The 22,330-nt window shown below is 37.7% G+C and carries 21 protein-coding genes; 7 read left to right on the top strand and 14 right to left on the bottom strand.

From position 1 onward, the window contains the following. Positions 1–191 precede the first annotated feature (191 nt). Positions 192–1,229 (bottom strand): patatin-like phospholipase family protein, encoded by a 1,038-nt coding sequence (locus BUC06_RS05265; protein WP_073330670.1) that lies wholly within the window; start codon positions 1,227–1,229, stop codon positions 192–194. 190 nt (positions 1,230–1,419) lie between these two features. Beyond that, the gene (locus BUC06_RS05260; protein WP_073330667.1) at positions 1,420–1,920 is read right to left on the bottom strand and encodes a M15 family metallopeptidase; all 501 of its coding nucleotides are present in this window, start codon (positions 1,918–1,920) and stop codon (positions 1,420–1,422) included. A gap of 341 nt (positions 1,921–2,261) precedes the next feature. Between BUC06_RS05260 and BUC06_RS05255 the strand changes: the two genes are divergently transcribed. Next, complete coding sequence (locus BUC06_RS05255) at positions 2,262–3,845, top strand: Na+/H+ antiporter (RefSeq protein WP_073330664.1); 1,584 nt, start codon at positions 2,262–2,264, stop codon at positions 3,843–3,845. A 213-nt stretch (positions 3,846–4,058) separates the two neighbouring features. On the opposite strand, the gene BUC06_RS05250 is transcribed toward BUC06_RS05255, so the two are convergent. Further along, on the bottom strand, positions 4,059–5,192 hold the full coding sequence (locus BUC06_RS05250; RefSeq protein WP_073330661.1) for a serine hydrolase domain-containing protein: 1,134 nt from the start codon (positions 5,190–5,192) through the stop codon (positions 4,059–4,061). A gap of 101 nt (positions 5,193–5,293) precedes the next feature. Here BUC06_RS05250 and BUC06_RS05245 point away from each other — a divergent pair, with 101 nt between their 5' ends. Further along, on the top strand, positions 5,294–6,619 hold the full coding sequence (locus BUC06_RS05245; protein WP_228423627.1) for a M48 family metallopeptidase: 1,326 nt from the start codon (positions 5,294–5,296) through the stop codon (positions 6,617–6,619). Between the two features lie 25 nt (positions 6,620–6,644). Here BUC06_RS05245 and BUC06_RS05240 read toward each other — a convergent pair whose 3' ends face one another. The 3 genes from BUC06_RS05240 to BUC06_RS05230 form a co-directional block, all read right to left on the bottom strand. Further along, positions 6,645–8,177 (bottom strand): hypothetical protein, encoded by a 1,533-nt coding sequence (locus BUC06_RS05240; RefSeq protein ID WP_073330826.1) that lies wholly within the window; start codon positions 8,175–8,177, stop codon positions 6,645–6,647. Positions 8,178–8,451: 274 nt separating this feature from the next. Further along, positions 8,452–9,993, bottom strand: coding sequence for a glycine--tRNA ligase (locus BUC06_RS05235; protein WP_073330823.1), 1,542 nt, complete (start codon positions 9,991–9,993; stop codon positions 8,452–8,454). Positions 9,994–10,208: 215 nt separating this feature from the next. Then, positions 10,209–10,721 carry a hypothetical protein gene (locus BUC06_RS05230; protein WP_073330655.1) on the bottom strand — a complete coding sequence of 171 codons (513 nt, stop codon included), beginning with the start codon at positions 10,719–10,721 and terminating at the stop codon, positions 10,209–10,211. A 206-nt stretch (positions 10,722–10,927) separates the two neighbouring features. Between BUC06_RS05230 and BUC06_RS05225 the strand changes: the two genes are divergently transcribed. After that, entirely contained in the window at positions 10,928–11,623 is a 696-nt protein-coding gene (locus BUC06_RS05225) for a pseudouridine synthase (protein WP_073330652.1), read from the top strand. A 300-nt stretch (positions 11,624–11,923) separates the two neighbouring features. Then, entirely contained in the window at positions 11,924–12,961 is a 1,038-nt protein-coding gene (locus BUC06_RS05220; protein WP_073330648.1) for a quinone-dependent dihydroorotate dehydrogenase, read from the top strand. A 114-nt stretch (positions 12,962–13,075) separates the two neighbouring features. On the opposite strand, the gene BUC06_RS05215 is transcribed toward BUC06_RS05220, so the two are convergent. From BUC06_RS05215 to BUC06_RS05205, 3 genes are all read right to left on the bottom strand, one after another. Further along, positions 13,076–13,345: a hypothetical protein gene (locus BUC06_RS05215; protein WP_073330645.1), complete on the bottom strand. Its 270-nt coding sequence runs from the start codon at positions 13,343–13,345 to the stop codon at positions 13,076–13,078. Positions 13,346–13,439: 94 nt separating this feature from the next. Then, on the bottom strand, positions 13,440–14,327 hold the full coding sequence (locus BUC06_RS05210; protein ID WP_073330642.1) for a hypothetical protein: 888 nt from the start codon (positions 14,325–14,327) through the stop codon (positions 13,440–13,442). Between the two features lie 19 nt (positions 14,328–14,346). Further along, a complete protein-coding gene (locus BUC06_RS05205) occupies positions 14,347–15,591 on the bottom strand; it encodes a DUF445 domain-containing protein (protein WP_073330639.1) in 1,245 nt (414 codons plus the stop codon). 226 nt (positions 15,592–15,817) lie between these two features. Here BUC06_RS05205 and msrB point away from each other — a divergent pair, with 226 nt between their 5' ends. The 3 genes from msrB (at position 15,818) to BUC06_RS05190 (ending at position 17,565) form a co-directional block, all read left to right on the top strand. Continuing rightward, the gene (msrB, locus tag BUC06_RS05200) at positions 15,818–16,264 is read left to right on the top strand and encodes a peptide-methionine (R)-S-oxide reductase MsrB (protein WP_139263304.1); all 447 of its coding nucleotides are present in this window, start codon (positions 15,818–15,820) and stop codon (positions 16,262–16,264) included. 128 nt (positions 16,265–16,392) lie between these two features. Continuing rightward, complete coding sequence (locus tag BUC06_RS05195; protein ID WP_073330632.1) at positions 16,393–17,148, top strand: murein L,D-transpeptidase catalytic domain family protein; 756 nt, start codon at positions 16,393–16,395, stop codon at positions 17,146–17,148. Between the two features lie 36 nt (positions 17,149–17,184). Continuing rightward, positions 17,185–17,565 carry a cupin domain-containing protein gene (locus tag BUC06_RS05190; protein ID WP_073330629.1) on the top strand — a complete coding sequence of 127 codons (381 nt, stop codon included), beginning with the start codon at positions 17,185–17,187 and terminating at the stop codon, positions 17,563–17,565. A 241-nt stretch (positions 17,566–17,806) separates the two neighbouring features. Here BUC06_RS05190 and fabF read toward each other — a convergent pair whose 3' ends face one another. The 5 genes from fabF to BUC06_RS05165 all read right to left on the bottom strand — a co-directional run bounded on the left by fabF (position 17,807) and on the right by BUC06_RS05165 (position 22,314). After that, entirely contained in the window at positions 17,807–19,048 is a 1,242-nt protein-coding gene (gene fabF, locus BUC06_RS05185; RefSeq protein WP_073330626.1) for a beta-ketoacyl-ACP synthase II, read from the bottom strand. 2 nt (positions 19,049–19,050) lie between these two features. Next, entirely contained in the window at positions 19,051–19,476 is a 426-nt protein-coding gene (locus BUC06_RS05180) for a PaaI family thioesterase (RefSeq protein ID WP_072924627.1), read from the bottom strand. A gap of 10 nt (positions 19,477–19,486) precedes the next feature. Then, a complete protein-coding gene (locus BUC06_RS05175; protein WP_073330623.1) occupies positions 19,487–20,755 on the bottom strand; it encodes an acetyl-CoA C-acetyltransferase in 1,269 nt (422 codons plus the stop codon). Between the two features lie 10 nt (positions 20,756–20,765). Continuing rightward, on the bottom strand, positions 20,766–21,371 hold the full coding sequence (locus tag BUC06_RS05170) for a TetR/AcrR family transcriptional regulator (RefSeq protein ID WP_073330620.1): 606 nt from the start codon (positions 21,369–21,371) through the stop codon (positions 20,766–20,768). Between the two features lie 523 nt (positions 21,372–21,894). Beyond that, positions 21,895–22,314: an OsmC family protein gene (locus BUC06_RS05165; protein WP_073330617.1), complete on the bottom strand. Its 420-nt coding sequence runs from the start codon at positions 22,312–22,314 to the stop codon at positions 21,895–21,897. Between the last annotated feature and the right edge of the window lie 16 nt (positions 22,315–22,330).

Genomic DNA, 22,330 nt, shown 5'->3' with positions numbered 1-22,330 from the left:
TGGCTGTCCAGCATTAATAAATGTTGAATTCAAAGGCTTTTTAAAATTTTAATGATTGTTTTTTTGTGTCTTTGTTTATACTTCAAAAGTAGTGACGGAAGGCGACAAAACTTGACGTGTTTTAAAAACTTTTGATTATTTTTTCAATATTATCTTTTAAGCTTATATTGTGTGTTTATAAGGTAAAAAGCTTATATTTTATTTCTGATCAGTTTCTGTACAATCTGGTTCAGCGTTTCCCTGTGATCATCAATATAACTCAATCCTGCCTGGATCAGATTTTCAATATTTGATCTTCTGACATTGTCCATACCGGGAGATGCATTTTTTAGCGATGGATTCAGACGGTAATAATTTTTCTGATTTCGCTGACCTAAAGTTTGAAACATCTGGCCCAACTGATAATCTACGGTTTCTGCATTGGCAGACATCAGAATATCAATAATAGGATTTACCCAGCCTATTTTTCCTGATTTTTGAAGTTTTTTAAAAGAATAAGGTCTGGCCTCAATACCCGTTCCGATAGAAACGATGATCATATCATTCACGCCGGGATGATTGGCTTTCTGGTGATTTTTCAATACTTCTGCAAATGGAATTTTTCTTGCTTCTGCGTAAGCACAAAGCGTTGGGTTATTGGCAAACATACCCCCATCGATCAGGCTGAAAATCTGTCCGTACATCGATTTGATCTGTACCGGACTAAAATAGGTAGGTGCTGCGGATGTTGCTCTGCAAATATCTTTGACATAAAAATTGTCGGTGCTCAGATTCGCCTCCCAGGAATTAAAAAGCTTGGCTTTTCTGTTTTCAATATCATAACTGGTAATTAAACATGGTTTTATAAATTCTTTAAGTTCTAAGTGTCCAAAAAAGTCATTCAAATTTTTTTCAAGTGATTCCTGAGGAATTTTTTCATTCAGCAGGCCAAACGGATTGACCAGCTTTTCCCAGAAAGAAACTTGGAAGATGTCGCCGCCCCTCTCAGCATATAATTCTAATCCTTTCTGGATAGAATATTTAGCTTTTCGGTGTTCATCGGGACATAGAATAATGGAAGCGATCAGTCCTCCTGTACTGCTTCCGGCTACCATATCAAAATAATCACCGAGTTTAGCGCCCGGATTATCATGATACTGAAGCTGTTCCTCTATGTAGCGGAGAATAATGCAGGTGATAATACCTCTTATTCCGCCCCCGTCCAAAGAAAGAATGGTTGTCTTTTTCATGTGATGTTTTGTTGGTTTTTAAAAGAAAAGCTGTGGTCCTGAGACAACTAAAACCAACGTTCCGCCTTGAATACGGATGCTGGTTTTAGTATTGAGATCTCAGTTAACTAACATTTTTCTTATAAAACAAAGGTAGGACTGGGAAGCGACAGAACTCGTCGTATTATAATTATTTTCAAATAGAAGGGAATTAAAATAGAATATAATTCTGCTTATCCCTGGGCATCTTGGACAACGTTCGCCAACTCGTTTTCACCAAACCGTTTTTAGTCTGAACATTCTTTTTTTCAAAGTGAGGAAGATCTTTGAAAGTCTTCCAGTTTCCGCCCCAATCCCAGCCGTGTCTTGCGAAAATCTTGACACATTCATACCAATCCGCTACTTTATCATTATCCCAGTCTTTTACCGTATCCCAACTTGCCGTCTTTCCATCGATCATCAGGCAGATATCAACCGCAAGACCGTAATTATGAATACTTTGCCCAGCCTTAGCATTAGTGACTTTTTTTCCGGAAGTGATTCTTCCGATGGCATACAATTTTTCCTGCTCTTCAAAAGATCTTAATCCCTGAGTAATTCTGATTTTTGCTCTGCCGGTAAGCGCTTCATCACATTCTTTAATAATCTGTTTTACTTCATCTCTCACAGAAGGATGGAGCTTGTCTATTCTTTGTATTGTTACTTTATCCATGATTGATTGTTATAACACAAAAGTATAGGTTAGTGGCGACGAAACTTGACGTATTTAATATAAATTTTAAATATAAATAATGTTTTTAGCGAATGTATTGCAGTTTTCCTATTGAATAGAATTGTTTAGTCATAGGATGAAATAAGATGGATTGTATGATGTACCAGGCGGTAAATAATCCTATTTATGAATGCAAATTATTTTGTGACTATTTCAAGTTAAGTTTATATAGGATCAGAAAAATTAATACAAGAAAAGACAATTGACTGTATATTTGTAAAAAACCTGCTCATTAAGATTGAAAAATTAAATGAGAAACTGATAAAAAACACAACATTTCAATGCATACTATTTTACCTTTTTTTCTGGCAATGATAGCGGCTATCGTATTGCTGAATATGTGGGCTGCCAAGCTGAAAATTGCTTATCCAATTCTATTGGTTGTTTTTGGTTTACTTGTAAGTTTTGTGCCGGGACTTCCCGTTGTAAAAGTTGATCCCGATCTTATTTTCTTTATATTTTTACCACCCCTGCTTTTTGAAGCTTCATGGGCCATTTCTTTCAAGGAGATGAGAAGATGGTGGCGTATTATAGGCAGTTTTGCTTTTTTGGTTGTCTTTTTTACAGCGCTGTCAGTGGCTGTTGCTGCTAATTATTTTATCCCGGGATTTACAATAGCTTTAGGTTTTTTGCTGGGAGGGATTGTCTCTCCGCCGGATGCCGTGAGCACAGGGGCTATCATGAAATTTGTAAAGATTCCCAAAACGACTTCTGCTATTCTGGAAGGAGAAAGTTTATTAAATGATGCCTCCTCCCTTATTATTTTTCGTTTCGCACTCATAGCTGTAGGGACAGGACAATTTGTATGGCAGGAAGCTTCCCTGAGCTTTTTGTGGATGGTTATCGGAGGTGCGGGAATAGGTCTGCTGCTGGGGTGGATATTTGTGCAGGCCCACAAGCGTTTGCCTACAGATGCCTCATCGGATATCGCGCTTACCCTGATAGAACCCTACATCATGTATTGGGTTGCAGAACAGTTTCACAGTTCCGGAGTACTTGCTGTAGTATGCGGAGGTCTGTTCATGTCAACGAGACGTTTGATTTTTCTCAATAGTGCGAGCAGAATAAAAGGGCACAGTGTGTGGGAAAGTTTCGTATTTATTCTGAACGGGATTGTCTTCTTACTGATCGGACTTGAACTTCCTGAAATTGTGGGTGGACTTCGTTCTGAAGGAATTCCATTAGCTACAGCGATTAAGTATGGAATACTCGTCACCATTGTTCTTATATTAGCAAGGATCATAAGTTCATATGCTGCGATGCTGGCTACTTACATCTTTCGGCCAAGTGTAGCTCCCAGAGCGTCTACCAGAAGAAGAAGCCTGCTGATGCCCCTTTTTCTGGGTTGGACAGGAATGCGTGGTGTGGTATCATTGGCTGCAGCGCTGGCTATTCCTATTACGCTTCAAAATGGATTGCCTTTTCCAAACAGAAATCTGATCCTGTTCATCACATTTGTGGTCATTCTGCTTACGTTACTGGTTCAGGGACTTACGCTGCCTTATATCATCAATAAAGGACATGCCTTTCAGGATTTTATGAATGAAGAGAAAGAAGAGGCGACAAGGCTGAAAATAAAAAACGAACTGAAACAGCATGTTTACCAATTCCTTAAAGCAAAGCATGAAAACGAACTTCAGGGTCATGCGGGAATAGAAAGAATGCTGAAACATTGGGAGGAAAAAACAAAAGCCAATGAAGACGGCTGGATGAATGAAAAAAATAAAATCATTTTTGTTGAAATGCTGGAAGTCCAGAGACAATATCTTTCAGAACTGAATAAAGATGTTACCATTAATGAAGACGTGATTCGCCAGCAGTTATATCAAATCGATCTGGAGGAAGAACGACTAAAAATGATCTGATTAATATGAATATAAAAATACTTTTAGACATGTTTTAATGGTTAAAATATGTCCTTTTTATGGAGACCCTCAAAATTTATTAAATGTCGAATTTTTATAGTAGTTAAGGGTGCTTCAACAAAACAATTTTCAGCATGCGTACAGAGTTTGCGAACCATTTGCCTGATATAGTGTAAAAAAGTTTTGGAAAAATCACGGGATTTTGCCATATAATTACTGGAATAATTGAACGGATTCATTAACAAGGAATTTCACCTGATCCGGTCTTCCTCTGTCATTTTTAGGATTATTACTGTAGCTCCCTGTTCTTACAATCACCATATTATGCTCAGGAATCATAATGATATACTGTCCCTGCAATCCCAGGAAATAATAATGTTGAATAGGATTGTCATGATTGATCCAAAGGCCCATTCCATAGATTTCTTCAGATTTTTCAGTAGGCGTTCTCATCTGCTCAATAAACCCGGTATTCAGGATCTGTTGTTCTCCCACTTTTCCATCATCTAAAAACAGCTGTCCCAGTTTCGCGTAATCTCTCGCATTGGAGTGGATACAGCAATAGGTTTTCTCCATCCCGTGGTTGTCTGTGCTCCATGACGCATTCTGTTCCATGCCCATCGGAATCCAGAATTTTTCAGATAGATAGCTTGCTAATGTTTGGTTTAATGCTTTTTTTAGAGCAAATCCGAGCAGCTGTGTAGATCCGCTCTGATATTCATACCGCGTACCGGGTTCTTCTTTAAATCTTCTTGAGAATACAGCTTTTACAAGATTCCTTCCGTAATAGGCTTTTGCATTGGGAAGAAAAGGATTATTGTAATCTTCATCCCAGTCCAGTCCGGCTTCCATTTGGGCTAAATTTTTAAGCGTCACCGCATTCCCGAATTGTTTTTCTTTGAATTCAGGATAGAAGTCGGAGAGTTTTTCATCAATAGTGTTAATGATTCCTTCTTCCAGAGCTTTCCCCAACAGCATTACGGTTACAGCTTTAGCCATGGAAAAAGAATTGGTTTGCGAAAGCTGATTATAGCCATCCCAATACTGTTCATGCAGAATTTTCCCATTTTTTATGACAACAAACGCTGCTGTTTTGGATTGTTTTAAGTCTTCAATCACATGTTCAGGCAGTTCCTTCTTATTGTAGTCGGGATCTTCCGTCCACAGTTCAGGCTCTTCGGTAGCGATGAGGTTTCCTGGGAAGAGCTTCCCGTCGTCGATATATGCGCTTGATTTTCCCTTGAGATACGTTTTGGAAATTCCGCTGAATAAATAATCGTATCCCAAAAGATAAACCGCAGCTACGCCCACCGCTGCTCCGCCTATTACATATTTTAATGCCTTCATATGATGATGAGTATCAGTCTCAAACAAATTTAAAATAATTTCGGTAAGAAAATAAGAATGGAAGGGTAAATAAACTATTTTTGCGATTATTGATGAAAAATATGACCAGAAAACTCATTGTATTTGTGTTTTTCATTTTTATAGTGATGGGAAATGCTCAGACCTATAAAATGATTGACACTGCAGATTATTTGCAGAGAAAAGAATTTTTAAAAAATTTTGCCGGAAACAACGAAGGTTTTATTAAAAAAATAAGATCACAGTATTCCGGAAAGACAGGCTCAGAACTGTCCAAAATCTATAAGGAATTCGGAAACGATTTTGAAAAGCAGGTAAAAAATAAAGATTTTATTTTTAAATCCGAATTTGAAACTGAAATAGAAACCCTGATCCAGCGTCTTAGAAAAAACAATCCCAGGATTCCTCAGGACCTGAAAATTTTAGTGGCAAGAGATAATACGCCCAACGCCTACTGCCTTGCTGACGGGACTTTTGTGATCAATATGGGCTTATACAACTGGTTTAACAGTGAAGATCAGATTGCGGCTGTGATCACTCACGAATTGGGACATAAAATTGATGAACATTCCCTTAAAACCTTTTTAAGCATTATCGAACAGAATCAGCTGGATAAAATTGCCGTACAGAATCTGAAGGAAACTACGGCAAACCGCAGCCAGGCTCAAAATAAGAAAGCTTTCGACATCCTTAAAAACCGCGTTTATAAAAAAGGAGTGGAAAGAAGGCAGCAGGAAATGCAGGCCGATTCACTGGGCTATGTCCTCTTCAAGAATAGTGATTTCAACAAAAATGAATACGTGAATGCACTTCAGAGATTGCAGGATTTTGATACGATCTCGCCCCGCCAACTGAAGATAGAAACATATAAAAAGCTTTTTGACCTTCCCAAACAGGCTTTTAATGAAAAGTGGATGAAAAAGGAAGATTTTTCGCTGTATAATTATAATTTTTATAAAGAAAAGCTGGATAAAGATTCCCTTGCCTCACATCCCGAAATGTCCAGGAGAATTGAAAAACTGAAAAAAACATTTCCGGAACTTAAAACTTCGGTGGAGTCTGAAAAACCATCTGAGACGTTTACAAGCTTAAAGAAAATGGCCAGAATGGAGATTCTTCCCAATTATTTTCATTCCGAAGATTATGGACTGGGCATTTATGCATCAATGCAGTTTCTGCAGGATGGGGAAGAAGACAAGTATTATAAAGGCTGGCTTGGTAAATGCTTTACGAAAATATATGAAGCCCGTAAAAATTACAACCTGAACCGCTATCTCGATAGGATAGAGCCTAAAAATCAAAGTGAAAGCTACCAGCAGTTCCTGAATTTTATGTGGAATCTGAGCCTGGATGACATCAAAAATATCGCAGACTTTTATCAGAGCAGCTACCAAATAAAAGAATCCTGATACATCAGGATTCTTCTTGTTCTTCTTAATAGTTCAGTTTTTCTAAACGGATTTTATTGAATTTTTCTTTTTCGTTGTACTCACGGAGAAGAATATACCCTTCTTTTCCAACGTATGGCGTTACGGCATAATTATCTTTTTCAGAGATAGGAATGATTTCTTGTTTGAATTTACCGTCAATAACTGTATTGATGAAAAGATTCCATTTTTTCTGCCTGGTCACTTCATCTTTCTGATAGTCGCGGTAGAAGAAAACAACATCTTTTCCACCGTTGAGGTATTGAGAGAAAAGATAATCACTGTTGACCCATTTTGTTTTTTCTTTTTCGAAAACCTTAATATTTTTGATCTTGAAATCTTTATCTGTATACACATACACAAGGTCAGTGGTTTTTGGAGCATTGTACTGACCGGCTGGTTTATACTTTTCAGAAAGAATTCCCACACTTCCGTCATTCATAAAGTACATATCTTTGGTCTGAAGCATATAACCGCTTTCTACCATACCATTGGCATTGATCTTTGGCAGAAAGGAGGCGAAATCCGGTTTGAAATTAATTTCTTTGGTATCTACTGTAAAGTCAGATTTGTTCACCATCATTCTAGCATAGCCTACAAAATCATACTTGGCAAAATTTCGTCCCAGCAGAACAATTTTATCATCAAATGTTTTATCATTGTCAATGCTGCTGTCATAGCCTGAAGAAAAACTGTCGATGAGGTCAATAGTTGTATCAGATAGCCCTGTGATTGGCTTATTGGCGACTTCTTTTCCGGTCTTCATATCAATCACGACCAGGCTGAAAGATTTTTTATCGTCATCTGCCTTTTTCATGATGCAGTACATGTATTTCTCGTCTTTTTCCAGAACAGAAAGGGTGGAGAAAACTTTTTTGGAACCGTCAGTATTGTATTTATAGCGCCAAAGCTCCTTTTTTTGATCATCAAATTTAATGAGACTGTTATTATTCACATATTTTCCGTAGTCTTTATATTCCACAGCAAAATAGCCCCCTTCCTTTACTTCTCCTACAGCCGAAACATAGTTGTACCCCTTTTCCTTTTTTTCTTCGCGGTTTTCTTTACGCTGTGCTTTCCAGTTTTTAGGCTCGTTGATCTCCTTGAAGGTTCCGTCCTCAAGATAATCGTAATATACTTTTCTTTTGATGGTATTGGTTTTCGGATCAATCACCATAGACACCGGCGTAAAGATTTCTCTTGTTTTGACCAGAGAATAATCCATCATCGAAGGTCTTAAGATGATCTGCCCCTTAAAGTCAACATACCCACGGTAAGAAGCGGCTGTAATATCTCCTTCAAACTCTTTGTTGGCAACAGGGTTAAGGTTCTTATCCAGGATAACATATTCGAATTTTTTGGTCTTGTCGCCTGTTTTTCCGTAAGAATAAAGAGAGACATAGCCGTAAAGGTTGTCTTTATCGTCAAACAGGGCATTCATTCCCACATGGTCGCCGGCGGCAAGTGCTGTAAGGTCTTGGGTCTGGGAATAAGATAAAGTTTGGAACAATCCGAAGAGCAGAAAATATATTTTTTTCATCATTATTAATTTTGCCAAAAATAGTAAATTAAGGAATACGTACGAAAAGTTTCGTTTTCTTTATTAATATTCTAAATAAAACGGAGAACTTGAAAATTTTACTGATGAAGAAACGATACGATGCTGAGTTCTTCTAAATATGAAAAGCTTTATAGGTCTCGAAGAATGATAAGATTATAATCAATCGTCTTTTCCGCAGAATCATCGAGCGTTTAGTTTTGCTATTTAGGCTAATAAACAGCAATAAAAAAGCCCCATGATCTGGGGCTTTAATCTATAGTTTAGAAAGTAGATTTCTGAAGTTCGTTTTCTCGTCGATGATTCTTCTTAATTCAGAAACAGGAACTCTTTCCTGCTGCATCGTATCTCTGTCTCTTATCGTTACCGTATGATCTGTTAGAGAATCGTGGTCGATGGTGATACAGTAAGGAGTACCGATGGCATCCTGTCTTCTGTAACGTTTTCCGATCGCATCTTTTTCCTCATAGAATAAGTTGAAGTCATATTTCAGATCATTGAAGATGTTTTCAGCATACTCAGCAAGACCATCTTTTTTCATTAACGGAAGAATAGCTGCTTTTACTGGTGCCAATGCCGGTGGTAAAGATAGAACGGTTCTTTCGGAACCATCTTCCAGGACTTCATCTTTAAGACAGTGTGAGAAGATCGAAAGGAACAATCTGTCTAAACCTACAGATGTTTCCACTACATACGGAACATAGTTTTCATTTCTTTCAGGATCGAAAAACTGAAGTTTTCTTCCTGAATGCTTTTCATGAGCTTTTAAATCGAAATCCGTTCTCGAGTGAATTCCTTCCAGCTCTTTGAAACCGAATGGGAAGTTAAATTCAATATCAGCCGCTGCATTCGCGTAGTGCGCCAATTTCTCATGATCATGGAATCTGTAGTTGTCATTCCCTAAACCTAAAGCCAGATGCCAGTTCAGACGTTTTGTTTTCCACTGTTCGTAGAATTCAAGTTCAGTTCCCGGAGCTACAAAAAACTGCATTTCCATTTGCTCAAATTCACGCATTCTGAAAATAAACTGTCTTGCAACAATTTCATTTCGGAATGCCTTACCGATCTGTGCGATACCGAAAGGAAGTCTGTGACGTGATGTCTTCTGTACATTCAGGAAATTAACGAAGATACCCTGAGCTGTTTCCGGTCTCAAATAAAGATCCATCGCGCTGTCTGCTGAAGCTCCAAGTTTAGTTCCGAACATCAGGTTGAATTGTCTTACCTCCGTCCAGTTCTTAGAACCCGTATCAGGATCAGCAATTTCTAATTCTTCAATTAATGCTTTTACATCAGCAAGATCTTCATTTTCCAGAGATTTTGCCAATCTTGAAAGAATAGCTTCTCTTTTCGCACGGTATTCCAGAATTTTTGGATTCGTTGCTACAAACTGAGCCTTGTCAAAAGAATCACCGAATCTTTTCGCTGCCTTTTCAATTTCTTTATTTTCTTTCTCTTCAATTTTCAAACAGTAATCTTCCACTAAAACGTCTGCTCTGAAACGTTTCTTAGAATCTTTATTGTCAATTAATGGATCGTTGAAAGCGTCTACGTGGCCTGATGCCTTCCATGTGGTAGGGTGCATAAGGATCGCGGAATCAATACCCACAATATTTTCGTTAAGCTGTACCATCGCTTTCCACCAATACTGTTTGATATTGTTTTTTAATTCGGCACCATTCTGTCCATAATCATAAACAGCGGATAAACCGTCATAGATCTCACTGGAAGGGAAAATAAAACCATATTCTTTAGCGTGAGAAATCACTTTCTTGAAAACATCTTCTTGCTTTGCCATAATTTTTTTACGTCTGATGTGCAAAAATATGAATTTGGATTCCAAATTCATGAAATTCAATAAAAAAAGAGTGTATTAACAGAAAAATAGGGGTTCATCCAAGAAATATTACTCAAAGTTCAACTTGTTGATTCCTTTTAGCCACCTTAAAATTTAAGTTTAAATGATAGATGTTACGTTAAATACTTTCGCTGATTGAATAGATTCCAGGGATTTTAGAAACTATAAGTAAGACCAATGCTGTTTCCGCTAAGGTCAAGTTGGTACGAAGTTGTTTTGGTTTCGTCTGTACCGCCAGCTTGGTTTTGTGTATTGATGGCCTTCTTCATATTTTTTCCTGAACTTATAGCAAAAGGAATTCCGATTCCTATAGCTCCCAGACCGATTCCTACCAATCCCCAGCCACCTTTATCTTTTTTCTTGTAAGCAACCCCATTTTGATAGGTTGTTTTCGTTCGGAATATCTCTCTACCCAGTCCGAAACCTACAAAACTTCCGCCTATAGCTCCAAAAATTTGTGCTACCGTACCGTTGGTATTCGCTTTTTTCATATAGCCTAAAGCTTCAGGATTGGTGAATACCTTTTTGTATTCCGAGAACTTGAATTTCTGATCTCCTTTGATGAAAAATTCACGGTTATTCTTCCCAAGTTTAAGAGAATCTGAAACCTGTGCAGCGGTCGAAATAAAGAAAAATGCCATGAATAAAGCCGAAAATAATAATTTCATAAGGTAATTTTTCCGCGAAAATAGAAAAATAAAACAAATAACCGCAAAACATTGTACTATTTCAGGAGCCGGGAACCTGCTTTCTCTACTCGCTATTTTATTGTATTATGCGCGGCGGCGGAGCCGCCGCGCATAATACAATAAAATGAGCTCAAACATGCCGTTCAATCAGGGCTAAATCATCCGGAAATTTCTACTTTTGTCCCATGTTAGAAATTCTTTATCGTGATGAGCACCTTATTGTCATCAACAAACCCAGCGGATTACTGGTCCATAAATCTTTTTATGCAGGAGAAGCAGATACTTATGCTATCCAGGAATTAAGAAACCAAATTGGGCAAAAAGTGTTTCCTGTACATCGGTTAGACCGGAAAACTTCGGGTGTTTTGCTGTTTACTTTAGATAAAGAAACCTTGAGAATCATGAGTGATCAGTTTGCATCACGAGAAGTCGAAAAGAAATACATAGCTATTCTACGAGGCTGGACGAAAGAAGAAGAAACCATCGATTATGATTTGATTAATGAAAATGAAGTCAGACAAAATGCTGTTACTTACTATCGTCGTTTGCAGACTTCGGAAATAGATTTACCTTTTTTAAAACATCAGACTTCGAGATATTGCTTAGTGGAAGCCATTCCTGAAACGGGAAGATTTCATCAGTTGAGAAAACATTTCAAACATATTCTGCATCCTATTTTAGGGTGCAGAAAACACGGCTGTAATAAGCAAAATAAGTTGTGGCTTCAAACATTTGGCATCAACAAAATGACGCTCCACGCACATCAATTGATTTTTAATCATCCTATTTCTAACGAAAGAATTACGGTAAATGCTACTATAGATGATGAATTTAAAAGAGTAGGAGCTATTTTGAATTTTGACTTGAGTTCCTATTTGTAATAATTTTACGCAAAGATTTCTATGATGTTGCGTTTATTTTAGGAAAGCAAACGAAAGAATCAATTTTTAATTGATTCGATGAAGCTTGTGGATAAAGCTTTCGCTTATTCAGTGGCGTAGCCATGCCTCTTTGCTCACCTTGAAGCTAGGAGATATAGTATGAAACTTTGCGTGAAAAACACTTACAGATTAGCAGTTTGTGTTATTCGTGAAAAACATTAGTGCAATTTGTGTTTAAAACTATCTTACATCAAGATTTCATTTATTTTAAAATGAGTATTTTTGTAAAACTTTTTTTCAATGTACAAAAGTATCATCAGACCTATTCTTTTCAAATTTGATCCCGAAGATGTTCATCACTTTACTTTTTCGGTGCTAAAGAATTTTGGATTTCTTACTCAATTATTTTTCCCTAAGCCCATTGTAGATAAACGTCTGGAAAGAGAAGTTTTCGGATTGAAATTTAAAAATCCTGTAGGGTTGGCTGCCGGTTTTGATAAAAATGCAGTCTTGTTCAACGAGTTGGGGGATCTTGGTTTCGGCTTTGTAGAAATTGGAACTGTAACTCCAAAAGCACAAGTTGGAAATCCTAAGAAAAGACTCTTCCGTTTAATTGAAGATGGAGGAATCATCAACAGGATGGGTTTCAATAATGATGGTCTTCAGGCTGCTATAGAAAAACTCAAAGGAAATAAAGGAAAAATAATCATCGGTGGCAACATCGGGAAAAATACCGATACAAGCCCGGAAAACTATACCCAGGATTATCTGGATTGTTTTGAAGGTCTTCATCCTCATGTAGATTACTTTGTACTGAATGTAAGCTGTCCGAATGTAGGGAGCCACGCCAAATTGCAAGATGTAGAGTATCTGCGTGAGCTGATTACAGAAGTAAAGAAAATTAACCAGTCAAAATCTGTACAGAAACCCATATTACTGAAAATTGCTCCGGATCTTAACAACGCTCAGTTGGATGAAATTGTTGAACTGATTGCAGAAACGAAAATAGATGGAGTGATTGTTTCCAATACCTCTGTGAACCGGGAAGGTCTTAAAACCTCTCCTGAAGTTTTACAACAGATAGGAAATGGAGGGTTGAGTGGAAAACCAATCCGTGAAAGAAGTACAAAAATGATCCGATACCTTTCTGATAAAAGCAACAGAGCTTTCCCGATCATCGGAGTGGGGGGAATCCATAGCGCTAAAGATGCTATTGAGAAACTGGATGCAGGAGCAACCCTGGTACAGCTTTATACCGGATTTATCTATGAAGGCCCGGAACTGATCAATGAGATCAATAAGGAATTATTAACGAGAGCCGGAAGATTGCCTAGATAAAGATTCTCAGTTTATTTATCATCTTACAAAATAATAACGATAAAGGTATATTAAAAAAAACGCTGTAATTTTTTAAAACTACAGCGTTTTTTTAAGTGTCAATTCATTTTGAAATTATACACCAGTTGATCCTGCACATACACCTCCGATACATGCGCCTTCTATTGTAGAAGGTCCTCCCTGATTACCAATAGCTCCGGGTCCAAATCTTCTAGAGCAGTAACTCTTTGAATTACAAGGACAACCGATAGGTACAATTTCTGTTGCATTTTGACATTCATTGCTAGGGTCATAGTTGACAAAATCAATTAATCCTCCTGTAATGTTTTTTAAATCCTTTCTTGATAAAGGGATACCTCCTTTTAATCTTAATGTTTTTTTCATATTCTTAAAATTTTTACCAATATAGTAAAAGACAAATATAAATAATATTTAAATATCAATACTTGGTGAACTTTTATTTTCGAAAAAACTTTAATTATTTGGACTTCAAAATCGTTGCATTTTTAATATCAACTGTAAAGATATAAGCGGGGAAAGAGGCTGTTTTACTAACTCTAAATTGTAGTGTTTTTCGGTCTTTAGATTTCGACTCTACCGTGTTGTAAATGTTTTCAAGACAACTTTCAGTGAGAAATTCTTCGTAATTTTTATAATTCCAGTCTTTGGTAAAATATAAAATTCTATAGCCTTTCTCGCCTTCACTGGCACCGCATCTTCCACAGGCATTAAAGTTGGAAGAATGTTCAAAATATAATAAAATGCGATTCCCGTTTTCTCCTGAAGCGTAAGAAATCAATTGGTTTCCTCCATGTTTGTTGATGAAATCAAAAGTATTGATGTTCTTGTTATTGGGTAAGGTAAGATAATTATTAAAACGGTAAATCATGTCATTGCCGGTAAACAGATGGGCAGATTGCACTTTTTTATTTAAGTAGAAATTTCCTTCAATAGAATTTCCTTTGAGATTCCCCGGTTCAAAAATAATATATTCTTTGGGTGTCAATTTTTCTGCAATTTCAGCAGTTTTTTCCACCTGCTGTGGCGAAGTAATCCGATCTTTCAACAGTTTAGCGTTTTGTTTCTGTTGATTTCCAAAATGATATAAAGTTAATTTTCCGTAATCATAAATACCGGTCAGAGGTATTTTCTTCTGGTATTTATCGTAATAATACCAACCGTCTACAAAGTACTGATACAAGCTACAGTCTGCAATTCCTGAATAACAGAGTTGCATGGTGACAGGCATTCCCGCAATTTCACCTTTAAAAATCTGAGAAGAATCTGTTACTGTTTTTAATTCTACTTTCTGGCAGCAACAGAGCATAAACAGGGGAAGAAATAATGTGATGAATAGTTTTTTCATGGTTGGTGGTGAATAGTTTTTAGAGAAAGAAAGTGGCAATGGTGTAGATAATTAACCCTACCAGTCCTCCTACGAGTGTTCCGTTCACCCGGATAAACTGAAGATCTTTTCCTACTTCCAGTTCCATTTTTTCGCTCAGCTCTTTGCCCTGCCAGTTTCCAACGGTAGAGCTGATGAGGTTTCCAAACTGATGGGTATTTTTGAGAATGTACTTATAAGCGGTCACTCTTACCCAGTGATCGATCTTATTCTGGAGATTTTCGTCTGTTTTTAGATTTTGGGAAAATTCATTCAGATTTTTCGTGAGATAACCTTTTAAAGCAGATTGGTCATCCTGAAGTTCTTTCATCAATGTTTTCTTGATAGAAATCCAGATGTCACTTGAATATTCGTCCAGTTTATCATTTTTAAGAAGGCCGTTTTTGATGGTTTTAAATTCATCATCCCATTTAGGATCTTCTTTCAGATCGGTCGAAAATTCATAAATCTTCTGGGTAATAAGATTTCGGATTTCATGTTGCGGATCTTCCTCGATTTCTTTAAAAAAGTCGGCCAGTCCGCTGGCAATTTTAGTGGCAATCTTATTGTCAACGAAAGACGGGATAAAAGAATAACTGCCTTTTTCGACCCGCTCTTTGATCATATCATCATTTTCGATGATATAGTCTTTGATCTGTTTGGAAAGATTGGTAACAATTCTCTGATGATCATTCTTTTCCAAAATATAATTGATGCCGTTTCCTACCACTTTATTAAGCTTGATGTCATCTGTCATTTCAGACACTTTTTTGCTGATAAACTGGCTTACAGAAGTATCATCAAGTTTATTAAGAATGTCCAGAACAATGTCTGACAGGTTTCTGATCAGAATGTCCTGACTCTTTTCCTTGGAGAGCCATTCTCCAACGAAGTTTGAAATTTTAATCTTTTGAATGTAGGGACGTATGTTCTGCGGAGAAAGAAAATTACTGACCACAAAACTGCCAAGATTGTCTCCCAGCCTTTGTTTGCTGTTTTCAATCAGGTTGGTGTGGGGAATTGGAAGTCCAAGCGGATGCCGGAATAAGGCCGTCACCGCAAACCAGTCTGCCAAAGCTCCAACCATGGCTGCCTCGGAAAACGCACGTACGTAGCCTACCCAGTGGGAATGGTTAGACTTCTGAAGTAGGGTTGTGGCTATAAAGATGATAGCCATCAGAACAAATAATCCGGTGGCAAATGCTTTATATTTTCTCAGTTGTTTTCTTTTTGCTTCATCATTCATATTCTCAAATTTAGTAAATTTGGTTGTGAAGTCTGATATTTAATATCCAACCACAAAACTCATAAAAGTCTTAAATTCTTAAACTATTGAAAATTAATATTTTACTATAAAAAAGTTCAAAGTAGTAAGCTTTTTAAACTAAGCGTTTTAAAGTTTCAAAAAGCTTTTATGACTTTTGTGGTTTAATTTTTTAAGCTTAATCTCAAAAATATTTAAAATTCATCCTATGGAAGATAAAGAAGCAAAAAACAATCCATACTACTCCAGAACCGACACGACAAAACTTGATATTTCCAATGAGGAGTGGAAAAAAATTCTGGCGCCCGACTTATATGCTATATCCAGAGAAGCTGCTACGGAAAGAGCGTTTACAGGAAAGTATAACGAATTCGATGAAATCGGAGACTATTATTGTGCGGTTTGTGGCAATCATTTATTTCGGTCCACTTCAAAATTCTCCAGCAGTTGCGGATGGCCAAGTTTTTTTGAAGCCGATAAAGAAGGAGTCTATTACAAAAGAGATACTGCCTATGGAATGGAAAGGGTGGAAGTGCTCTGCAAAAGATGCGATTCTCATCTGGGACACGTCTTTGATGACGGTCCAAAGCCAACAGGATTGCGGTATTGTATGAATTCTGTGAGCCTGGAATTTGTTGGAGATTCAGAAAAATAAACCTCTTTAATTCACGTAATCAAGACGTTAAAGTTTCTTAAATAGCGTTAAACTTTGTAGAGTTATAACTGTCTGACAGTTATGTTTTTATAATTTTGCCTCACTAATTTGGAATTTAATATTATTGAATGAGAGGAATTTATAGTGTATTAGGCCTGGTGTATATGGTCACGACTTCATTCTATCTTTCGCCGGGTAAGGCAGTAAAGACTGGGAATGTAAATACAGCAAAAATTGAAAAAGTAGCTGACACGAAATCTGAGAAGACTGCCGCTAAAGCATCTTCATCAGAAGAATTGTACAAATCAATTCCATTTGATCCTGAGCATGAATTAAATTATGAGGTTTTCTCAAAAGCATTAACAGGATTTGAAAATTTAAAAAAAGCAGGATTGCTGAATCAGGACTCGCACTTATTGACTATTTGCGATTTTTCTATGTCTTCAAACACCAAAAGACTTTGGGTGATTGATACGAATGAGAAAAAGGTACTGTTCAATTCACTGGTAGCACACGGAAAAAATACAGGCGAAGAATTTGCTGCGAATTTTTCTAATACGGAAAGTTCGCTGCAGAGCAGTCTGGGATTTTATATCACGGATGCCACTTACCAGGGAGACAACGGATATTCTTTGAAATTGTTAGGAATGGACAAAGGTTTTAATGATGCAGCGTACAGAAGAGCGATCGTGATGCACGGAGCCGATTATGTAAGCGATGAATTTGCATCAGTGCATAAAAGAATCGGAAGAAGCTGGGGATGTCCCGCTGTCCCGAGAGCATTGACACAACCCATCATTAATACCATAAAAGGACGAAACTGCCTTTTCATTTATTATCCCGATCAGAAGTATCTCTCCTCCTCTGAATGGTTAAGATCTTAGTTTTGATTCAGCATTGTATAAAAAGATAGTATCAGTTTGAAAAGTACGAGTGCGTTTATTTCTGCCATAAGATTGTTCAGTCATCCTGATGGGACAAGTACCTTCGAAACGGGGAAAATCCCAACTTTGAAGCCTATGAACACAACCACTTTTTGGGCTAGTACGGTCACTGAAGAATGGGAGAAAAAGAAGCATGCTGCACCTCGAAGACAATATGTGGTGACATTAAAAGGAAGTATCCTGTTTAAGGTAAGCGATGGCTCTACATTTCAAATTGAACCGGGAATTATTCTTTTAGCGGAGGATGTTGAAGGAGAGGGACATTCCTGGGAAATTGTAAATGGTCAGGAATGGGAAAGATTATATATTCCGATTGCAGACGGTGCAGATGATTTTTTTATACAGGATTCAGAATAGAGAATTACTATTTTAAAGAACTTAAAAAGCTTCTTACTGAGAGGCTACAATATGAAAGCAGTCATTTTTTGGCTGCTTTTTTATTTGCTTTAACCAAAAAAACTCGAATCATCATTCCGAAAGATTTTACAGAATAAAAAGAGCGTGACCAGCTGCCGGATTAACGCACAACGTGCAAGAGGAAAAACAAAAGATCCCTGCGCCAGAGAGCACAGGGATTGAATTATTGAATCATTAAAGATTATTTAAACTTTTTAAAAACCAAAGTAGCATTATGTCCTCCGAATCCAAAGGCATTACTTAATGCGAAATTGATCTCCTTTTCTTTGGCTTCTCCAAAAATGATATTCACATCTTTAGGGATGTTTTCATCGATATTATGCAGATTGATCGTTGGAGGAATAATTCCTTTTTCTATAGCTTTGATCGAAAGGATGGCTTCTGCAGCTCCGGCAGCCCCCAATAAATGTCCTGTCATAGATTTTGTAGCACTGATATCAAGGTTCTTGCTTCCTCTGAATATTGAACTGATGGCTTTTAATTCTACCAGATCTCCAAGTGGAGTAGAGGTGGCGTGAGGATTTAGATAATCAATATCTTCCATATTGGCTCCTGCTTCTTTCATTGCCAGCTGCATGGCTTTAATGGCACTCACTCCGTCCGGATGAGGTGCTGTCATATGATAGGCATCAGCAGTCATTGCAGCGCCACCAAGTTCAGCATAAATTTTTGCACCTCTTGCTTTGGCATGCTCATACTCTTCAAGGATCAGAGCACCGGCACCTTCACCCATTACAAAACCATCTCTGTCTGCATCATAAGGACGGCTTGCAGTTGCAAAATCATCATTTCTCGTAGACATTGCTTTCATAATGGAGAAACCACCCACAGAAGCCGGAGTGATTGCTGCTTCAGAACCACCGCTGATAATGACTTTTGCTTTTCCAAGGCGGATATAATTGAAGGCATCCATCAATGCTGTATTTCCTGTTGCACACGCTGAAATAGTAGTATAATTGATTCCCTGAAGCCCAAACTTCATGGAAATCATTCCTGAAGCCATATTGGCGATAAATTTAGGGACAAAGAATGGATTGAATTTGGGAGTTCCGTCACCATGTGAAAAATTCATCACCTCAGTTTCGAAGGTGAGCATTCCTCCCTGACCAGTACCCCAGATTACGCCGGTATCAAACGGGTCCATTTTTTCCAGCTCCAGTCCAGAATCCTGAATAGCTTCAGTAGAAGCATACATTGCATATTGTGAAAACAGATCGCTTCTTTTTATTTCGTTGTGGGTCAGATAAACTTTCGAATCAAAGTTTTTCACTTCACAGGCGAAGTGCACTTTAAATTTTTCTGAATCAAAATGGGTAATTAAACCTGCTCCGCTGACACCGTTAATGCTATTTTGCCAAAAATCTTCGACATTGTTCCCCAAAGGCGTCACCGCGCCCAGTCCTGTAATGACAACTCTTTTCATATCTAGTTATTAATTTTGAATAGATTAGAGGTTCCTCTGGCAATCAGTCTTGTTTTGTCTGCGTTCCATATTTCGCATTGCGCATTGACAAACTGCCGCCCTCTTTTTATAATTTTCGTTTCGGCTACAATATTATCATTTTCTTTTGCAGTTGAAAAATAATCGATCACATTATTGATGGTTGTTATGAAAGAATTTTCGTTCAGTGAGAACATGGTGGCTCCTATGATATCGTCAACGATGGCTGCTGTTACCCCGCCATGAAGATTTCCAATAGGATTCAACCATTCCGGTCTTACGGTATATTGAAACTCTAGATGTCCTTCTTCTACAGAAAGAACAATCGGATTGAGCCATTTCATGAAAGGGGATGGTGACTGGTCAAATTCCTTTCCGATGAATTGCTGTAGTTGTGCTAATCTGTCCATATTTTCTGTTTTATTTTTCTAAAATCATCGTTACCCCCTGTCCACGGGCGGCACAAATAGAAATGAACCCTTTTCCGCTTCCTTTTTCATGGAGCAGTTTCGCCAGCGTGCCAATAATTCTACCGCCTGTTGCGGCAAACGGGTGGGCTACTGCGAGACTTCCGCCTTTTACATTCAGCTTATCTCTGTTGATTTTTCCCAGTGCTTTTTCCAAACCAAATTTTTTCGCCAGATCATCATTTTCCCAGATTTTGATGGTGGCAAGAACCTGAGCGGCAAATGCTTCATGAATTTCATAATAATCAAAATCTTCAAGGCTCATTCCTGCTTTTCTGAGCATTCTGTCTGCGGCGAAAACGGGGGCGAGAAGCAGGTTATGTTTATTTTCCACATATTCAATTCCCGCTACTTCTGAAAAGGTGACATACGCCAGAATAGGAAGTCCGTTGGCTTTGGCCCATTCTTCACTTCCCATCAAAACTGCTGACGCACCATCGGTAAAAGGGGTAGAATTTCCAGCGGTCAAAGTTCCGTTCTCTTTATCAAAAGCCGGTTTTAGCTGCGAAAGCTTTTCAATACTGGTATCGCGGCGAAGATTATTGTCTTTATCCAAACCGAATGCAGGAATAATCATATCATCAAAAAAACCTTCGTCATAAGCTTTGGCCATATTCTGATGACTTTTTAGCGCCAGTTGATCCTGCTCTTCACGCGATATCTGATAGTATTTTGCCGTGATTTCCGTATGTCCGCCCATGACCAGACCCGTTTTCGGTTCCTGTCCTTTATAAGGAATAGGCATCCAGTCTTTCAGTTGTGGAGTCAGCAACTGTTTTAGTTTTCCCAATACTGATTTTTCCTTATTGGCTTTTAACAGGGCTTTTCTTAATCTTGGCGCAGACTCAAAAGGGATATTGCTCATGGCTTCCACGCCACAGGCAATACCACTTTCAATTTGTCCCAATGCAATTTTATTTCCAATATAGACTGCAGCTTCAATTCCAGTATCACAGGCTTGTTGAAGATCACAGGCAGGCGTAGCAGGATCCAGTGCCGTATTCATCACAGATTCCCTGATGAGGTTGCTTTCAGAGATATGTTTAATTACCGCGCCACCGGCTACTTCACCAAGAAGTTTTCCCTGTAGATGGTATTTGTTGATCAGTCCGTTCAGTGCAGCTTCCAAAAGTTCCTGATTATCCAGGTCTGCATAGGCTGTATTGATTCTTGCGAAAGGAATTCTGCTGTATCCTACGATAGCCACTTTTTTTGTTTCCATAGTGAAAAATTTATGAGGGAAGTATTTTTAATTCTTTATCGATCATGAATACGATTCTGTCCAAAGCCATATGTAAATATTTTTCCTCTTCTGTTGTTTTGGACAGTAATATTCCGCCTTCAATCATCATAATAAACAGAGATCCGTACTCATCAGCATTGATCTTTGGATGTATTTCTCCGTTTTGCTGACCGTCTGCAATCACATTTGCTATTTTTTTTATCCAAATTTCAAACGATCGGGTGACCTGTTTTTTCAGGCTGGGAAAAGTATCATCGGCTTCAGTGGCAGCATTCATCAGAGGACACCCCCCGTTTTCAAATACCGCTTTCCAGTTTTTACGGTAAAAATTAACAAAAGCGTTAAGTTTATCAATCGTAGAAGGAAATTCTTCCCCTAGAGAGCGGGCCATATTTTTGGCTAGAAGGTTTGAATTATATTTATATACTTCAAGAGCTACTTCATCCTTATTTTCGAAATTTCCGTAGATACTGCCTTTCGTTAAACCTGTTACCTCTGTGATATCAGACAAAGACGTAGACAAATAGCCCTTCGTATTAAATAAAGAAGCTGTTTTTTCAATGATAAACTGTTTGGTCTTTTCTGCTTTTGACATTTAAGTATTTAATTTCAATACAAATATACAAAAATATACCGATTGGTATATTTTATTTTGAAATCATTGCTTGCCTTCATCATGATGTATGTCTAATCTATGAGCACAAAGGTCACAAAAGCATATTGAAACACTTTAGTTATTTTAAGGTAAATGCAGTAGGCAGAAGTCCACTTAAGTTCTTATGAAAATCTCTGATTTTCTACTGATTTGGTCTTCCTTTTTTCAGGATGGTAAAAGTTTTAGAACTAAAGTTTTTAATAATTAAAAATTTTATGGATTGTAGTTAATCAATACACTTAATGTTTTTAGAATCTTTAATTTTCTTTATTTCGCTGGGGAAATCTGCTTGATGTGCGGAATATAAAATTTAAAACCATTAAGAATTTTTAAGCACAGAAGAAGAATTAAGAATCCGCGGGCGGTTATAAGGTGCGCTGCCTCAAAATATCATTTGATATTTTCTTAACTTTCCTTCATTCCTTAAAAAGCCTTAATGGTTTCGAAAAAATGAGTTTGAATATTATTGAGCTAGAGTAGCATTCAAAGTAATCTCAAAATTGAAAGCTGCACTTACCGGGCAACCTTCTTCAGCTATTTTAGCATATTTTTGAAAATCTTCTTCTGAAAGTCCCGGAACTTTTGCCGTTAAAGTCAGTTCAGATTTTGTGATCTTTCCAAGGCTTGGATCAAGAGTAATCACAGAAGTTGTTTTTAGCTCTTCAGGTGTAAAACCTGCCTGAGAAAGTTCTGCACTTAGCTTCATGGTAAAACATCCTGCGTGGGCTGCGGCAAGCAATTCTTCAGGGTTCGTTCCCACCCCGTCAGCAAAACGGCTGTTGAAAGAATACTGAGTTTCGTTTAAAGTTGTACTTTGGGTCGTTAGATGTCCGTTACCTTCTTTGATGTTACCGTTCCAAACGGCTGTTGCGTTACGTTTCATAATGTTTGCTTTTTGT

It is taken from the genome of Chryseobacterium carnipullorum, from assembly GCF_900142785.1.
In the GTDB taxonomy this organism is placed as follows: Bacteria; Bacteroidota; Bacteroidia; order Flavobacteriales; family Weeksellaceae; genus Chryseobacterium; species Chryseobacterium carnipullorum.
This window is presented reverse-complemented; position numbering and strand designations above follow the sequence as displayed.

Coding starts and splice junctions, on each gene's coding strand:
- BUC06_RS05265 (WP_073330670.1), bottom strand. CDS start 1,229: ATGAAAAAGACAACCATTCTTTCTTTGGACGGGGGCGGAATAAGAGGT.
- BUC06_RS05260 (WP_073330667.1), bottom strand. CDS start 1,920: ATGGATAAAGTAACAATACAAAGAATAGACAAGCTCCATCCTTCTGTG.
- BUC06_RS05255 (WP_073330664.1), top strand. CDS start 2,262: ATGCATACTATTTTACCTTTTTTTCTGGCAATGATAGCGGCTATCGTA.
- BUC06_RS05250 (WP_073330661.1), bottom strand. CDS start 5,192: ATGAAGGCATTAAAATATGTAATAGGCGGAGCAGCGGTGGGCGTAGCT.
- BUC06_RS05245 (WP_228423627.1), top strand. CDS start 5,294: ATGACCAGAAAACTCATTGTATTTGTGTTTTTCATTTTTATAGTGATG.
- BUC06_RS05240 (WP_073330826.1), bottom strand. CDS start 8,177: ATGAAAAAAATATATTTTCTGCTCTTCGGATTGTTCCAAACTTTATCT.
- BUC06_RS05235 (WP_073330823.1), bottom strand. CDS start 9,993: ATGGCAAAGCAAGAAGATGTTTTCAAGAAAGTGATTTCTCACGCTAAA.
- BUC06_RS05230 (WP_073330655.1), bottom strand. CDS start 10,721: ATGAAATTATTATTTTCGGCTTTATTCATGGCATTTTTCTTTATTTCG.
- BUC06_RS05225 (WP_073330652.1), top strand. CDS start 10,928: ATGTTAGAAATTCTTTATCGTGATGAGCACCTTATTGTCATCAACAAA.
- BUC06_RS05220 (WP_073330648.1), top strand. CDS start 11,924: ATGTACAAAAGTATCATCAGACCTATTCTTTTCAAATTTGATCCCGAA.
- BUC06_RS05215 (WP_073330645.1), bottom strand. CDS start 13,345: ATGAAAAAAACATTAAGATTAAAAGGAGGTATCCCTTTATCAAGAAAG.
- BUC06_RS05210 (WP_073330642.1), bottom strand. CDS start 14,327: ATGAAAAAACTATTCATCACATTATTTCTTCCCCTGTTTATGCTCTGT.
- BUC06_RS05205 (WP_073330639.1), bottom strand. CDS start 15,591: ATGAATGATGAAGCAAAAAGAAAACAACTGAGAAAATATAAAGCATTT.
- msrB (WP_139263304.1), top strand. CDS start 15,818: ATGGAAGATAAAGAAGCAAAAAACAATCCATACTACTCCAGAACCGAC.
- BUC06_RS05195 (WP_073330632.1), top strand. CDS start 16,393: ATGAGAGGAATTTATAGTGTATTAGGCCTGGTGTATATGGTCACGACT.
- fabF (WP_073330626.1), bottom strand. CDS start 19,048: ATGAAAAGAGTTGTCATTACAGGACTGGGCGCGGTGACGCCTTTGGGG.
- BUC06_RS05180 (WP_072924627.1), bottom strand. CDS start 19,476: ATGGACAGATTAGCACAACTACAGCAATTCATCGGAAAGGAATTTGAC.
- BUC06_RS05175 (WP_073330623.1), bottom strand. CDS start 20,755: ATGGAAACAAAAAAAGTGGCTATCGTAGGATACAGCAGAATTCCTTTC.
- BUC06_RS05170 (WP_073330620.1), bottom strand. CDS start 21,371: ATGTCAAAAGCAGAAAAGACCAAACAGTTTATCATTGAAAAAACAGCT.
- BUC06_RS05165 (WP_073330617.1), bottom strand. CDS start 22,314: ATGAAACGTAACGCAACAGCCGTTTGGAACGGTAACATCAAAGAAGGT.